The following is a 15175-nucleotide window of genomic DNA, read 5'->3' as shown; positions in this document are numbered from 1 at the left end:
ATCATCTTTTAAATCTGCAATAATATTCTATTTTTCGATACATAAGTTAAATTTTAAATCATTATCAATTAATACAAAATCTCTACTGCTAATTAAAAAACTGACTTGATTGTTTAAGGGATAAGAGCAAAAAATACAAGCTCTGAATATAATAATAAAAAAGGAGATGATGAATTATGGGTTACATTGTAGATATTTCAAAATGGAATGACAATATTAACTGGGATATCGCAGCCCCACAATTAGATTTCGTAATTGCACGTGTGCAAGATGGTTCAAATTATGTTGATCCTTTATATAAAAATTATGTACAAGCAATGAAAGTAAGAAATATTCCGTTTGGTAATTACGCGTTCTGTCATTTCGTTTCAGTAGAGGATGCACGGATAGAAGCGAGAGACTTTTGGAACCGTGGTGATAAAAATGCAACAGTTTGGGTAGCTGACGTAGAAGTAAGAACAATGAACGATATGAGAACGGGTGCACAAGCCTTTATTGATGAATTACGCAGATTAGGAGCTAAGAAAGTCGGTTTATATATTGCTCATCATATGTATGCTCCATTTGGAATGGCAAATGTCAATTCTGATTTTATATGGATTCCTCGTTATGGTGGTAACAAACCGGCGTATCCATGTGAAATTTGGCAATACACAGAAACAGGGAATGTAGCTGGTATCGGAAAGTGTGATTTAAATGAGCTAATTGGAAATAAACCGTTAGCTTGGTTCACAAATCAAACTGTTGAGCCAATAAAAAAACAAGAAGGGGTTGGAATTATAGTGAATAAATATAACAAAGTAGTTACTTATGAATTTGGTGTAAATTTAATTCCTGACATGATTCAAATGATGGATAAGCTTGGATATACTTCTAAAATAATATCTCGCGGAAATAACCAAGGGCTTGTGTATTTTGAGACAGATTATCGTCAAGGGAACGAACTGGACAAAGCAACGGCTTGGTTAGATACGAAAGGAATTAAATTTTTTTATACAAAAGAGTAGCTTGCTAAATAAAAATAAGAGCCGTCATGTGACGGCTTTTTATTTTAATGTAATCTGCTAACTCTACTTATGATACGGAGAAAATAGACTAATATACAAGCCTTTGTATACTTTCAAACATAGAATATGATGAATTCTATTTAGGAGGAAGTATATTCATGGGGAATACTTGTCATTGTGGGCATTCCCGAAATTGTAATAAATTTTGGGATGATTTAATGTTTGGGAGATGTAGATGTAAACGCAGAGATTTTCACGAATGTTGTTGCAAAGAGAAAACGAAATGTGAGTGTGAAAAATGTCATTGTAAAACAAAACTGAAATGCCATTGTAGAGGTGAAGAGGAAGGAGATTAATAATAAAAAAGAGTACGATACGTACTCTTTTTTTGGGGGGAATTATAATCCATCTTGAACAGATTTCTTTACAATTACCCATGTGTCTTTCTTTTTAACCGTTATAGCTACATTAGTTCCATTAGATTCCTTATAAAAGATATATCCATTGTTTGAGTTTACATATGTTACTGGCTCGCCTATGCAATCTCGCGAGCAGGATTTGTTGACCAGTTCAATTAGGGATAGTTCGCTTGGATCGGTTTTACTTGCTTCTATAACAGCATCAAGGCTTGTTTTTCGATAACCTTGCAAGTTTATATGAAAAAGCTGCTCTATTTCTCCTGTAATGCTAGTATTCATTACTTCTACTGAATTCTTTTTTTCTTGAAGGAATCCGTTTTCATAAAGTAATTTTGTATATCCAATCCATGCTATTAATACTAGCATGAAAAACATACCCGTCATTTTAAGTATTCGAAGTCGTTTGCTTATAATTGTTTCTGAGTATTTCATTCAGTCTAATCCTCCAATGTTTTTAATTTAAATTATGCTTGGATACGTATTTTTAGAAGGGGATGAGGGTGAATGAGTTTTCAATAAAAAAGAAAACATCCAGAGTTAGATGCTTTCTTTTTTGTATTTTTCGCTATCTGTTAGTTACATGTTTCATAAGTGGTCTTATTTCTTTAACCGGTGGTTTCTTATCATAGGCATCAACGTAAGAAAAGTAGTAGTTTAAGTTTCTTAGAAGACCTTTTCCTATTTTTGCACTTAAGAAAGGAAATACTTGTCCGGTATAATCATCGAGAGATTTACAGTAATATTTTTCGTCTAAATATATGCTGTATTTACATGTTAGTTCTACTAAAGGATTACCTTCATCATCAAATACTTCTTTAGAATCAATAATATCTATTAGTGCAAATTTTTCATTTAGGTAAACTTTCTTTTTTTTCTCGTGTTTATTTGTGAGTATAAAAACGAGACCAATGGCGTTAATCAAACTATTTCCTCCTATAAAAAACGGATATTAATAAAATATATCGATATAAGCTAAATGTAAAGAGGAGAGGTGAAATATCATGGATAAAAATAAGTCGATTTATGTTGGGAAATCGACTTATTTTTATCCAGTATTAATGAGTAGTAACCTACTCTGATTAAAGTTTCACTTTATTGAAATACTTGCGGGAATTGTTTTACGATTGCGTTTGTTATCATGTCGGCCATTTCTAATGCTTCTTTTTCAATTTTATCGTAAAGTTTTACTCCTGCTTCATAATCTTTGTTTAGGAAGGCAAGTGCTTCTGCTTTCGTTAATGCTAAATGTTCATAAAACATTTTTCTAAATTCTTCTTTATCAATATATGGGTTAATACTGTTAAGAAATTCAGTAATTTCATCACCATTAGCGTACCATTTTTTCTCTATAGCGGCCGCTGCATTTTGATCACCAGTTTTTGCGGCTTTAACAAGATCTGCTGCAATTACTAAGTGATCTTTAATTAATGCACTATATTTTTTCACTGCATCCTCACCGTAAAACGGTTCAAGTGATAGTCCCATATGTGTTGCGTTTTGTAGAAGCCGTCCAACAGTAACGTTAACATCTGGTAAATTAAATACAATACTTATAATAGCCAATCTCGTCCAAGCGACGTGTTGTTCCCATAAAGAACGCATATACCCTTTTAAAAAATTCTCGTTTTTACTAATTCGGTAGTTACGTACGGATAAATCATAGTTTACATAAGGGTTATGGTAGGGGGAGTAATACGATTGCCAATAAGAATACATAAATAGTAACACTCCTTTGAACATGTATAACTCAAAGTATGATAAATATTTATTTTTAGTTACGTGTCCTAGATTATTTTTAGGGAATTTGAAATGGAGAAATTCAATGAATGATGTTGTGGTATATATGAATAAAATGAATATAAAGTAAAAGAGGGTCTGCAAGGGAAGTTGCAGACCCTCAAAAGGGTATTGCCGAGATGTCGGACTCGACTACGTAATGTTATCATAAAATTCTTTTGAAAAAACCTGGTAAATGTGTCCAAATGAAATTGGTACCGTCATAAAGTCAAAGGGACCTGCTTCCCGCGGCTGGCCCCATTAACTAGATAATGTCGATGAGCAAAAACTCATCTGGAGTACTTTTATAGTAACAAGTAAAATGTGTTTTGTGTATTGAGAAAGAAGAATTGCATAATTATATGTGAACAATTTAAATCCCAACAATTTATGATTATCATCAATTGTTGGGATTTAAATATGGTTATAAAATGGAGAAAAGACTTGGAAGTGAGATTGAAGTGGACAGAAGTATGTAATCATGAAAAAGACCTGCTAATATGAGCAGGTCAACTTAAGGGGTTTATTCAACAGATTATTATATATGGTAACAACTGAATTGTAGTAAGTCTATACATTTAATATTGAGAAAACTTCTGTGAATGATACATTTTTTGCGCATATATTAACGTCTAAAAAATTGAGAAAGAAAATGTAAAAGCTTTTTATAAGAGAATAATGGCTGATACTTATAGTATGATTCATATTTCCACGCATCATTATTAGAGAATTGGAATTGTGTTGTTTTCTTTTTTGCCGTGATGGAACTCATATTACGATGTTTCATATAGTAACCTCCTGAATTTATATGTATACAATTAGTAGTATTCAAGAAATGGAAATAAAATGAACATCTAAATTGAAACTCTTTCTTCATGTGTACTGGATTTACGTTATAAATGTTGTAAAACATATAAAACACGGATGCTAATTCATATTAAATATAGAATAATGAAAAAACAATAAGCATTTATTCATCCCTTTCAAGTCGTATAAGTGATTGATATAATAGAAGTAGATGAAAGATAAAGAAAAGCAGGTGACTCTTTTTTGTTTACTAAAGCACAAGAACTTTTAGCGTCCTACTTTGGTTATTCTTCGTTTCGAAGAGGACAAGATGAAACAATTAAAAATGTACTAGATGGGAAAGATACAGTTTGTATTATGCCAACAGGTGGCGGTAAGTCGATTTGTTATCAAATTCCGGCATTAGTATTTGAAGGAACGACGTTGGTTATATCCCCTTTAATATCACTTATGAAGGATCAAGTAGATACATTGGTACAGAATGGCATTTCAGCTACATATATTAATAGTTCTATTTCTATTGCTGAAGCAAATCAGCGAATTCAATTAGCGAAACAAGGACATTACAAGTTACTTTATGTGGCGCCTGAGCGTCTTGATTCGATGGAGTTTGTTGACCAACTTATCGATATGAAAATCCCTATGATTGCGATTGATGAAGCACACTGTATTTCACAGTGGGGACATGATTTCCGTCCAAGTTATTTACATATACATCGCATATTAGATTATCTTCCAGAAAAACCGCTCGTATTAGCATTAACAGCAACAGCAACACCGCAAGTACGTGATGATATTTGTAACACACTTGAAATTAATCAAGAAAATACAATTATGACAACGTTTGAGCGAGAGAACTTATCGTTTTCTGTCATTAAAGGACAAGATCGAAATGCATATTTGGCGGATTATATTCGTCAAAATCAAAAGGAATCTGGGATTATATATGCAGCTACTAGAAAAGTAGTCGATCAGTTATATGAAGATTTAATGAAGGCAGGAGTTTCTGTATCAAAATATCATGCTGGTATGAGTGATAGTGATCGAAATGAGCAACAAGAACTCTTTTTACGAGATGAAGTAAGTGTAATGGTAGCAACATCTGCATTCGGGATGGGTATTGATAAATCGAATATTCGTTACGTAATTCATTATCAGCTTCCAAAAAATATGGAAAGTTACTATCAAGAAGCAGGACGTGCTGGTCGTGATGGATTAGATAGTACATGTATATTGTTATATTCTTCTCAAGATGTACAAGTACAGCGTTTTTTAATTGATCAATCAACTGGAGAGTCACGTTTTTCAAATGAACTTGAAAAATTGCAAAATATGACCGATTACTGTCATACAGAACAATGTTTACAATCATTCATTTTGCAATACTTTGGAGAAGAACCGAAAGAAGATTGTGGACGCTGTGGTAATTGTACAGACGATCGTGAGAGCATTGATGTGACAAGGGAATCACAAATGGTTTTATCATGCATGATTAGAACGAACCAACGCTTTGGAAAGCAAATGATAGCGCAAGTATTAACGGGTTCGAAAAATAAGAAAGTTATTGAATTTAATTTTCATACTTTACCAACGTATGGGCTTTTATCGAACCGTAGTGTAAAAGAGGTCAGTGAGTTTATTGAGTTTTTAATTTCAGATGAGTTAATTGCAGTTGAACATGGCACTTATCCGACGTTAAAAGTAACAGAAAAAGGGAAAGAAGTATTACTTGGTAAAGAGAATGTTTTACGAAAAGAACGAGTAGAAACAAGACAAATTGTTCAAGATCATCCTTTATTTGAAGTGCTTCGTGAAGTACGTAAAGAAATTGCACAAGGAGAAGGTGTACCTCCGTTCGTTATTTTCTCTGACCAAACATTGAAAGATATGTGCGTGAAAATGCCACAAAGTGATTCCGAATTGTTGACGGTAAAAGGTATCGGAGAACACAAACTTGTGAAATATGGCTCGCACTTCTTACAAGCAGTTCAGCATTTTATTGAAGAAAATCCAAATTATGCTGAAACGATTAAGACAGAAGTAGTTTCAGAACGTAAAAAGGCAGGAAAAGCGTCCGCGAATTCTCATTTAGAAACGTATGAAATGTATAAACAAGGTATTGATTTGAATGAGATTGCAAAAGAACGCAACTTATCAAGACAAACAATAGAAAACCATTTAATTCGCTGCTACGAGGATGGAATGGAAGTAGAGTGGAAAAGTTTTGTTCCGGCAGAGTATGAATCTCTTATTGAAACTGCCGTTCAAAATGCAGAGGGTGGTCTGAAATCTATTAAAGAACAGCTTCCGAATGAAGTGAGTTACTTTATGATTCGTGCTTATTTACAAATAAGAAAGTAGAGACATATAAAGGGGATAAGAATTTATGTATCATGTTTTCGTTTATGGCACGTTAAGAAGAGGACAAACGAATGCTCATTATATGCTAGGTGCAACGTGCATTCCAGACAGAGCTTGGACATATGGAAAATTATTTGATACGAACGAAGGATATCCGGCCATGACTTATTCGATTGAAGAAAAGGTGTATGGAGAAGTTTATGTAGTAAATGATGAGATATTGTGTAAGTTAGATGAACTAGAAGAATATACAGGTAATGCGGAGACTGATTTATATAATCGAATTACGCAAACAGTATATGTTGCTGATAGGGAAATAGAGGCATATGTGTATATCGCTCAAGATAAAAAGATGATATTAAAAGTTATTGATTCTGGTGACTGGGTGGAGTATCAAAAAGAAAAATAAGAGTAGCTAAAGAGTAGATAGTGGTATAATCCATTATCTATTTTTTATACTTTCACTTTCAAAATTCTTATTATTTTGATAAATTGTAAATATAGTGAAATTAAAAGGAGGATTTTTCATGGGGATTAGAAATTTAGTTTCTCACCTGTAACAGAAAAATAATTTGCAGGAGGAGAATAATAATGAACGAATTAAATGTAAAAGAATTTTATAAAAAACAATTTGAACTAATAAGCTATGATATAAATAATGAAAATTGGTTACAGGAAGTTGCTAAAGAAGTGCAAGAACAAGTTGGATATCCAATTCAGACGATGTTAGAACTAGGGGCTGGAAATGGCGGATTTGCAAGGGCGATGTCTAATTTGAATGTAAAAATGACTACTGTTGAGCTTGTACCGGAGTTAGCTATGTTTGCAAAAGAACATTCTACTAATGACATTGAGGTTCATTGCGCCGATTTTTATAAAATTAACTTTAAAGAAAAGTTTGATGTTATTTGTTATTTAGACGGATTTGGTGTAGGAACCGATGAAGAACAATTATTTTTATTAAAACGTATACATAACTGGTTGAAAGATGATGGATGTGCACTTATTGATATTTATCAACCGTTATATTGGGAAAAGGCCAATGGACAAGAAATGCCGATAGGTTCTGCAATGCGAAAGTATGAATATGATAGTGAAAATGCAAGAATGCTAGACCATTGGTGGGAAATAGATTCTTCAAATGATATCGTGACACAATCTTTACGCTGCTATGCTGTAGATGAGATTAGTAATTTATGTGCTGAGGCTCATTTAAGTATAGTTGGGATTTTCCCAGGAGGAGCGTATGATTTTGAAGCTGGGAAATATAAAGAGCAATCATCTTTAAATGAATGTTTATCATATCGAGTAAAAGTGAAAAAGAGTAGGGATTAAATCCTTACTCTTTTTACTTTTATTGTGTGAATAAATGTCGTTCTCTTTTTATTCTTATAGTTCTTAGTACGATTCCAATTCCGAGAAATAAAACAGTAGCAGCGACCCCGCTAATAGGGTTTAACCAAAAATCACTACTGTTTGTAAGAGTAATAATCCCTGTTATTGTAACTAAAACAGTAGGAACAGCATCCTCGATCGCATGCATGATAACGCATGGCCAGACTGATTTTGTAAGTCTATATATTTCAACATACATAATTGACCAACAAACCATAAGGATACAGCCAGATAAAAGCGTATTTAATCTTGAGATAGATTCAAAATATTCATTTGGCAAAAAGACTATATAATATGCAGCATGCCAAAGTGCCCAAATTAAACCAGAAATAATATAAATGTACCAATCGTTTAGATTTAGTTCAATCAACTTTGGAGTTAAATAACCACGCCAAGAAAACTCTTCAAAAATATTTTTAATAAAGTTACCAATAGTAGACATGACTATGAGTGACAATAACGTGGATATATCAAAACTAGAAATATGAGCTACTCCAAAAATGAGCGATATGCTTATCGTTATTACTGTAACGAATGGATAAATAAGTAGTGCAGTGAAATACCATATAAAGTTTCCTTTTAAATTGGGCTTGATGCCAAAATCATTCCAATCTCGGCTAATGACTCTAAGGAAAATGCTTACGAGGAAAGGGAATATTATCCATAATCCCATACCTAAAGTGTTTCCTTCAGGTTGATCTGTTAGAAGAAAATCTAGAAATACCCCAATCCATCCACTGGCCAAAACAATGAATACAAAAATAAGTAAATATAACTTTAGCGGTTTCTTTTTCGCGACTTTCATTTGAATAGACTCCTTTACTTTAATTTATCCTACTATTTGTGGGCAGTAAAACCACACTTATAAAATTTTCACTTTATGTATCTTTGACTTTTACATTGTTTGTCAATATATAAATTAAATAGGTGACAAATAGAAAGTGGTATCTTTTGTATGCATCACTATACTATATGTGTAGTGATGTGATTTAGATGTTGTATATATCTTTAAAATTAGAAAGATAAAAAGTAAGTTTTTTCGGAAAATTTAAATTGAAACTATTGACTTTACGATTGAATTTTTAATACAATGATAATTCGACTGAAAAATTAGAACGGACAGGAGGGAATCGTCGAAATGAGCAACATATTTGAAGATGAGTTACAAAAAATGAAGGATACTTTACATACGATGGATGAGCAATTGGATAAGCTTGAAAAAATCCCAGTTTATTATGGGGAAGATTTTAAGGAGCAAATTCTTGAAAGTATGAGAGAGTCTAATAGACAAAATTTACGTATTGGTGTGCAAGAGCCGTACTTTGGAAGGTTAGATTTTCAGGAAGATGGTAAAGAAGCAGTTATGCCGATTTATATTGGAAAAGTAGGGGTTTCGGATATGGACACGATGAAACCAATCATTATTGATTGGAGAGCACCTGTCGCAAGTATGTTTTATTCATTTACCGGTGGAGAAGAATTAGCATTTTATCAATCACCAGATGGGTTAGTAGAAGGTGATGTGTATTTAAAACGAAACATTTCTATTCGAAAAAGAGAACTTGAACGTGTTGTTGATACATATGTAAAAGGAAATGAAGATGTATCGCATGCCGATGATTTTCTTCTATATCGATTAGGTGAGAATAAAGATAATAAGCTAAAGGATATTGTTTCAACGATTCAATCGGAACAAAATGATATTATTCGTGCGGAAAGAAACTTGCCATTATTAATTCAAGGGGTTGCAGGGAGCGGAAAGACAACAATCGCTTTACATCGCCTTGCTTTTTTAATTTATGAATATCGTGAGCAGCTAGAAGCTGAGAGAATGATTGTATTCGCTCCAAACAGTTTATTTTTAGACTACATTTCCAGCGTACTTCCTGAATTAGGGGTAGGAAATATTAGTCAAACAACGTTTCCAGATTGGGCATTACGTACATTAGAGGGTTCCGTGAAACTAAAGCAGACAGAAGAAAAATTGAAAGAAGCCTTTTCAATTAATCGCGATGAAAGAAAGATTATGATCGGTAAATTAAAAGGTACGCTAGAATTTAAGGCGTTTATAGAAGAAAGAATGACTCAATTTGAAAACGATTTAGTGCCAACAAAAGATTTTGAGGCATGGGATAAAGCTGTTATTCCAGTGGAAGACGTTAAAAAATGGATGCAAGTGGAATATAAACATTATCCATTAAAGAAGAGAAGAGAACGTTTAGTCGGCCGTATGAAACGTTGGATTGAAATTGAACTTAAAAAGTATGGAGAAACAAACGAGAAAAAGTTACTAAAAAAAGAAGCAACAAAGAGATTGAACACCTATATGAATTTTTGGCCAAAAATGAGCCCACTTTCACTATACAGTTCAATGTTGAAAAGCAAAGAAATACTCGAAGTATTACCTGAAGAACTTGTTCAAGAAACAGAAAAGAGTTGTCGTAAAAAAGAAGTGTATGTAGAAGATTTACCAGCTTTAATATACATACATCATCGTATAACAGGGATTGAAATCGGGCAGAAGTTTCATCACGTTGTTATTGATGAAGCGCAAGATTTTTCGCCTTTCCAAGTTTATGTATTAAAAGAAATTACACTAGGTAATTCTTTCACTATATTAGGTGATTTATCGCAAGCGATTTATGATTACCAAGGAATTGAAGATTGGAGTGCTTTTAAGGAAGTATTCCAAGAAACAGGATATTATGAACTGACAAGAAGTTATCGTTCTACAAAAGAAATTATTGAATTTGCTAATGAAATAATTAAAAATGCAGAAATTCCAGTAGGACTCGCAACACCAGTCTTCCGCAGTGGAGAAGATGTGAAAGTGATTTATGCAGAAGATCAATTTATTGAAATTGTGAAGACGATAAAACATTTGCAAAATGCAGATGTGAAAACAATTGCGGTAATAGGAAGAACAGAAGATGAATGCCGTCATATGTATGAGAAATTAACTGATGCAGGTTTAACAGTAAACGTCATTGAAGCAAACCAAAGTAAATATGAAGGCGGTATTTCTGTAGTACCTGTCTATTTAGCGAAAGGTTTAGAATTTGATGCAGTGCTTTTAATTGATGTAGATGAGGAACATTACAAAAATACAAAACATGATGCAAAGTTACTATATGTCGGATGTACGAGATCACTTCATGATTTATGGATTTTCCATAGCGGAAAAGCGTCACCTTTAATTAAAGGATTAAAATAAAGTGAAACTATAATCAGTGGGGAGTTTTACTGCAAGTTAATGTGGGATAAATATAAAAAGAGGATTTTCTAGTACAGTATGAAGATCCTCTTTTTTATATTGAAATGGTAGACGAATTAATGACTTGAGCTGTTGTTTAAATGATATACGATGCTTTTTTCTAATTCCTTAGTTTGTTCTTTTTCCCATATACGAACAGCATCTACTGGAGTTTGTGTATGTTTTAACCAATCTAGAATTGAGTGTAGTTGTTCTTGTAATTGCCCAATATTTCGTTCCTTACTGTTCTTATTCTGAATTCTATTAGTTAATTGAAGCATGTAGGGTAGTTTTTCTATACATTCGCTTAAATCTCCGCAATAACCTGACGGGAATTCATGTGTACCAAATTCTAAAGTATTGATGTAATTAGAAACTAGGTATATCATGGCTTTTTGTTCGGTATCACCACCTAATTCAATCGCTTTTCGAAGGAATTTTTCTAAATCGTCTTCTTTATTGCTAGAATTCATATAAATTCCTATCCATCTAAAAGGTCTTGAATCAATCGGGTTGTTTTCTGTCCATCTATATAGAATGTCAATTAGAAAACTATTTAGTGAGAAAGTTAACACCTCATCTTTTTCGTTTAATGCATCTAAAATAGTAAACAGCGAAATGGCAAACTCTTCTTGATCTTTTGATTTCCATTTCTTTGCATTTGAAATAAATACCTCTAAATGTTTATAAGCTAATTTTCGAAGTCCCGCTTCGCGATGCTGACAGTAACAAATAAAATCATGCCAATGCTCATTTGTATTCATATGTATAATAATAGTTTGTAATGTAGTGAGAGGTTTATCCATTATAAGTCCCCAATCTATTAAGAACGTGTTGAAAATTTAGTGTTATTATATCATTACATAAATTAAAAAGGGAGAGTTACTATGATTACAAAAGTAATTACGAAAAGTAATTGGGAAATTGCAAAAATAATTGGAAAAATTAATGAAGATTCTCTTATAGAAGAGGGATTTATTCATTGTTCATTAGTAGATCAAGCTTTAAGAGTTGCAGAAAAATATTTCAAGCATGAAGAAGATGTTTTATTACTTACAATTGATCCAGCCCTATTAAAAGCAGAAGTAAAATATGAACTTGCTTCAAACGGTCAAGAATATCCGCATGTTTACGGAGTAATTAATGTTGAGGCGATTGTAGAGGTTGTTCCATTTTATAAAGAAAACGGGGAATTTATATTACTTAAATCAGTTCGACTTTAGTAATAGGCGATGGAGTTCGCTATAATTGCTATATATAGCTAATGAATCCTATTGATAAACGAGATTTTTTGTTTATCAGTAGGATTTTTAATTTTATTCGAACAGACTTAAAAAGAGCAGTTAGAGTGGGAAGAATTTAAGATGGATTTTATTGGTCACGGGATCCAATCGATTGGTAATGAAGCAGTTCTAACAGGACTCATTATAGACTTTGAAGATGAAACGTAAAAAAATTATTATGTTTATCTGAATATTGAGGGAATTCAAAAGTTTTATTTATCTAATTTTTAGAAAACATAGACTATAACATCGATAAATGGTATAATTTCCTTGTTATTGGAATTAAAATGAAAATATTAGAAGAAAAAGGATTGGGTTGGTTTTAATGGGGGATTCTGATCACAAAGAAACAAAGGCGATATTAAAGTTATGGTTTATTTATATACCACTTGCATTTGGAGAGTTTGTCTTTTCGAATATCATAGGTTATTTAAAAAAATAAAGATTTTGCATTTGAAAAACAATTAACCTAATTTAATTGTTTTTTTATTTTACTTTAATAAACCAAATAAAAATAGAGATTTTGAACAAGATGAAGTTTATGAAGGAAATAACGTTGATTAGGTGCTGAAAACAGTGTGAAATCAACAGTGCCTAAAGAATAAAACAGGAATCATTCAACCATGGTAATTTTCCGTTTTATTAGCTTCCTATAGTGATATGTTATGGTCACATCATATGTGTACGATACTTGTAACTTAATATAGCATTACTGGAATTTCAAAATTAGTAGTTAAGGTTGCTACCTTTTAGAGTGTTATAGATATATATAACTTAGCTAAAAAAGCACAAATCATATAATTTGCGCTTTTTATTATCTGTTTTTGGTAAAAAAAGCACAGTTTTTGTCACACTAATACTGTACGATACATAGTATAAAACACATACTGTATGACATATAGTAATGGAAATGAGGTGAGTGAATGGATACTTTATTAAACTCGTTAATTACTGAGTTAAGAAGAGGGACATTAACGTTAGCCGTTTTAAGCCAATTAAGAACGCCGCAGTACGGATATTCACTTGTCCAGTTATTGGAGCAATCAGGGATTACAATTGATCAAAGTACTTTATATCCACTACTTCGCAGATTAGAAAAGCAGGAGCTAGTAACGAGTAGTTGGGATAAAACGGAGAGTAGACCTCGTAAATATTATGTTTTAAGTGAATATGGATTAGAAATATTTTTGCAGTTAAAAAAGGAATGGATAAAGGATTCAAAAGAACTTTATAACTTATTAAAGGAGGAGGAAGAGAATGAATTTAATTGATCTCTATATCCAGGAAGTTGCGAAGAGATTACCGGAAAAAAATCGTGAAGATATTACACTTGAACTAAGGTCAACTATAGAGGATATGCTACCTAATAATTATAATGAAGAAGATGTAAAGAGCGTTCTCGAAAAATTGGGGAGTCCGGTTTCATTGGCTAATGGTTATTTGGATAGACCGATGCATTTAATTGGACCACGTTATTTTGATGTATATACGACATTGTTAAAAATGATTATACCAATCGCAGCAATCATTGCACTCATATCAATGGTTGCAGAAAATTTTATAGGTTATAGTGGTGATCAAGCGGTATTAAATGTTATTTTACAATTGATAGGTAAAGGTATTGGGGAAATTTTTGAAGTGGGTCTTCATGTATTTTTCTGGTTGACACTTGTGTTTGTTATTTTAGAAAGAACAAATAAAGACAAAGGCATTCAGCCGTTGACGACAAGTTTTAAAAAATGGACACCAGATGATTTGAAAAATATCTCGTATATCCCAAAGAAAAAAATAATCTCGAAGTTTGAAGTTTTTGGAGGTTTAATGTGGACAGCAGTTTGGGCTACACTTTACTTTTATGCGAATCATCTTGTTGGCGTATATCATGGTACGGCAAATGGACTGAAGTTTGTCTCGCCAACTTTTAATCAAGATGTTTTACTGCAGTGCTGGCCAATCGTTGTAATTATGATCGTTTTTGAAATAGGTATATCCCTTTATAAATTAGTGCAAGGAAAATGGACGCAAAGATTGGCGATTGGAAATGCTATTCTTCAAGTAGCTGGGACGATAGTATTCATTGTAATTGTAGTAAATCCACATTTATTTAACGCAGGATTTATTACGTATTTGGCAAATGCATTTACTATTTCCCCAGAGGAGTTTAAAACGTGGCTCATTGGGGGAGGAATTTTCTTTTATATGTTATCTGCTGCAATAAATATATTTGATGGTTTCCGAAAAGCTAGTATTCGTATGTAGATAAAAATCGGAAATTTCGATAAAATAAAACTATTAAAAAGATAGTGAAATAAGATGAACATGATGAAAGGAAGAAAATAATGATAAGGGAAGCAACGAAAAGAGATTTAGCATACATTTTAGATATTTATAACGAAGCGATACTTTATACAACAGCTGTATATGCGTATAAACCTGTAACCCTTGAAAATAGAATAGATTGGTATGAACAAAAAAAGGCTGAAGGGTATCCTATTTTCGTATATGAATTAGATAATAAAGTAGTAGGATTTGCGACATTCAGCCCATTTAGAGCGTGGCCTGCTTATAAATATTCAGTTGAACATTCTGTGTATGTAGATAAGGCATATAGAAAAAATGGCATTGGGTCTTCATTAATGAAAGAATTAATCAAAATTGCGAAGGAAAGAGAGTATATGACCTTAATTGCTGGAATTGATGCAGAGAATGAGAAAAGTATTGCCTTGCATCAAAACTATGGATTTGTTCATGCAGGGACAATAAAAAAAGCTGGTTATAAGTTTAATAAATGGCTAGATTTAGCTTTTTATCAGCTGGAGCTTAACGGTCCTGAAAATCCTATAGAAGGATAAATATTTTTCGGTAGCAAGAAAA

At 32.5% G+C, this 15175-nt stretch carries 16 protein-coding genes and 1 riboswitch; of the genes, 10 read left to right on the top strand and 6 right to left on the bottom strand.

Going from position 1 to position 15175, the window contains the following annotated elements; all coding sequences use genetic code 11:
• The first annotated feature begins 176 nt into the window (after positions 1–176).
• A complete protein-coding gene (locus tag RT27_RS06860) occupies positions 177–1007 on the top strand; it encodes a GH25 family lysozyme (RefSeq protein ID WP_043935641.1) in 831 nt (276 codons plus the stop codon).
• 158 nt (positions 1008–1165) lie between these two features.
• Entirely contained in the window at positions 1166–1363 is a 198-nt protein-coding gene (locus RT27_RS06855) for a hypothetical protein (protein WP_231583603.1), read from the top strand.
• Between the two features lie 42 nt (positions 1364–1405).
• On the opposite strand, the gene RT27_RS06850 is transcribed toward RT27_RS06855, so the two are convergent.
• The 4 genes from RT27_RS06850 to RT27_RS35140 all read right to left on the bottom strand — a co-directional run bounded on the left by RT27_RS06850 (position 1406) and on the right by RT27_RS35140 (position 3989).
• Positions 1406–1858, bottom strand: a complete 453-nt coding sequence (locus RT27_RS06850) for a hypothetical protein (protein WP_000877573.1) — start codon at positions 1856–1858, stop codon at positions 1406–1408.
• A gap of 133 nt (positions 1859–1991) precedes the next feature.
• Complete coding sequence (locus RT27_RS06845; RefSeq protein ID WP_016081282.1) at positions 1992–2348, bottom strand: hypothetical protein; 357 nt, start codon at positions 2346–2348, stop codon at positions 1992–1994.
• A gap of 170 nt (positions 2349–2518) precedes the next feature.
• Positions 2519–3142: a hypothetical protein gene (locus RT27_RS06840; RefSeq protein WP_016081283.1), complete on the bottom strand. Its 624-nt coding sequence runs from the start codon at positions 3140–3142 to the stop codon at positions 2519–2521.
• Between the two features lie 685 nt (positions 3143–3827).
• Entirely contained in the window at positions 3828–3989 is a 162-nt protein-coding gene (locus RT27_RS35140; RefSeq protein WP_016081284.1) for a hypothetical protein, read from the bottom strand.
• A gap of 263 nt (positions 3990–4252) precedes the next feature.
• Here RT27_RS35140 and recQ point away from each other — a divergent pair, with 263 nt between their 5' ends.
• The 3 genes from recQ to RT27_RS06825 all read left to right on the top strand — a co-directional run bounded on the left by recQ (position 4253) and on the right by RT27_RS06825 (position 7705).
• The gene (recQ, locus tag RT27_RS06835; RefSeq protein WP_016081285.1) at positions 4253–6370 is read left to right on the top strand and encodes a DNA helicase RecQ; all 2118 of its coding nucleotides are present in this window, start codon (positions 4253–4255) and stop codon (positions 6368–6370) included.
• A 25-nt stretch (positions 6371–6395) separates the two neighbouring features.
• Positions 6396–6779 carry a gamma-glutamylcyclotransferase gene (locus RT27_RS06830; protein WP_043935640.1) on the top strand — a complete coding sequence of 128 codons (384 nt, stop codon included), beginning with the start codon at positions 6396–6398 and terminating at the stop codon, positions 6777–6779.
• 182 nt (positions 6780–6961) lie between these two features.
• Entirely contained in the window at positions 6962–7705 is a 744-nt protein-coding gene (locus RT27_RS06825) for a class I SAM-dependent methyltransferase (protein ID WP_016081287.1), read from the top strand.
• Positions 7706–7724: 19 nt separating this feature from the next.
• Here RT27_RS06825 and RT27_RS06820 read toward each other — a convergent pair whose 3' ends face one another.
• Positions 7725–8570: a CPBP family glutamic-type intramembrane protease gene (locus RT27_RS06820; protein WP_043935639.1), complete on the bottom strand. Its 846-nt coding sequence runs from the start codon at positions 8568–8570 to the stop codon at positions 7725–7727.
• A gap of 333 nt (positions 8571–8903) precedes the next feature.
• Here RT27_RS06820 and RT27_RS06815 point away from each other — a divergent pair, with 333 nt between their 5' ends.
• Positions 8904–10979, top strand: coding sequence for a 3'-5' exonuclease (locus tag RT27_RS06815; protein ID WP_016081289.1), 2076 nt, complete (start codon positions 8904–8906; stop codon positions 10977–10979).
• Positions 10980–11095: 116 nt separating this feature from the next.
• On the opposite strand, the gene RT27_RS06810 is transcribed toward RT27_RS06815, so the two are convergent.
• Entirely contained in the window at positions 11096–11824 is a 729-nt protein-coding gene (locus tag RT27_RS06810; RefSeq protein WP_043935636.1) for a hypothetical protein, read from the bottom strand.
• 81 nt (positions 11825–11905) lie between these two features.
• Here RT27_RS06810 and RT27_RS06805 point away from each other — a divergent pair, with 81 nt between their 5' ends.
• The 4 genes from RT27_RS06805 to RT27_RS06790 all read left to right on the top strand — a co-directional run bounded on the left by RT27_RS06805 (position 11906) and on the right by RT27_RS06790 (position 15153).
• Complete coding sequence (locus RT27_RS06805; protein WP_043935635.1) at positions 11906–12241, top strand: DUF952 domain-containing protein; 336 nt, start codon at positions 11906–11908, stop codon at positions 12239–12241.
• Positions 12238–12299, top strand: a riboswitch (Fluoride riboswitch). (Overlaps the previous gene by 4 nt.)
• A 925-nt stretch (positions 12300–13224) precedes the next feature.
• On the top strand, positions 13225–13572 hold the full coding sequence (locus RT27_RS06800; protein ID WP_000380295.1) for a PadR family transcriptional regulator: 348 nt from the start codon (positions 13225–13227) through the stop codon (positions 13570–13572).
• Complete coding sequence (locus RT27_RS06795; RefSeq protein WP_043935634.1) at positions 13559–14560, top strand: hypothetical protein; 1002 nt, start codon at positions 13559–13561, stop codon at positions 14558–14560. Before RT27_RS06800 ends, RT27_RS06795 begins: the two co-directional genes overlap by 14 nt.
• Before the next feature lie 80 nt (positions 14561–14640).
• Entirely contained in the window at positions 14641–15153 is a 513-nt protein-coding gene (locus RT27_RS06790) for a GNAT family N-acetyltransferase (RefSeq protein ID WP_043935632.1), read from the top strand.
• Positions 15154–15175 lie beyond the last annotated feature (22 nt).

The organism is Bacillus sp. L_1B0_5 (assembly GCF_000836715.1).
In the GTDB taxonomy this organism is placed as follows: domain Bacteria; phylum Bacillota; class Bacilli; order Bacillales; family Bacillaceae_G; genus Bacillus_A; species Bacillus_A thuringiensis_S.
This window is presented reverse-complemented; position numbering and strand designations above follow the sequence as displayed.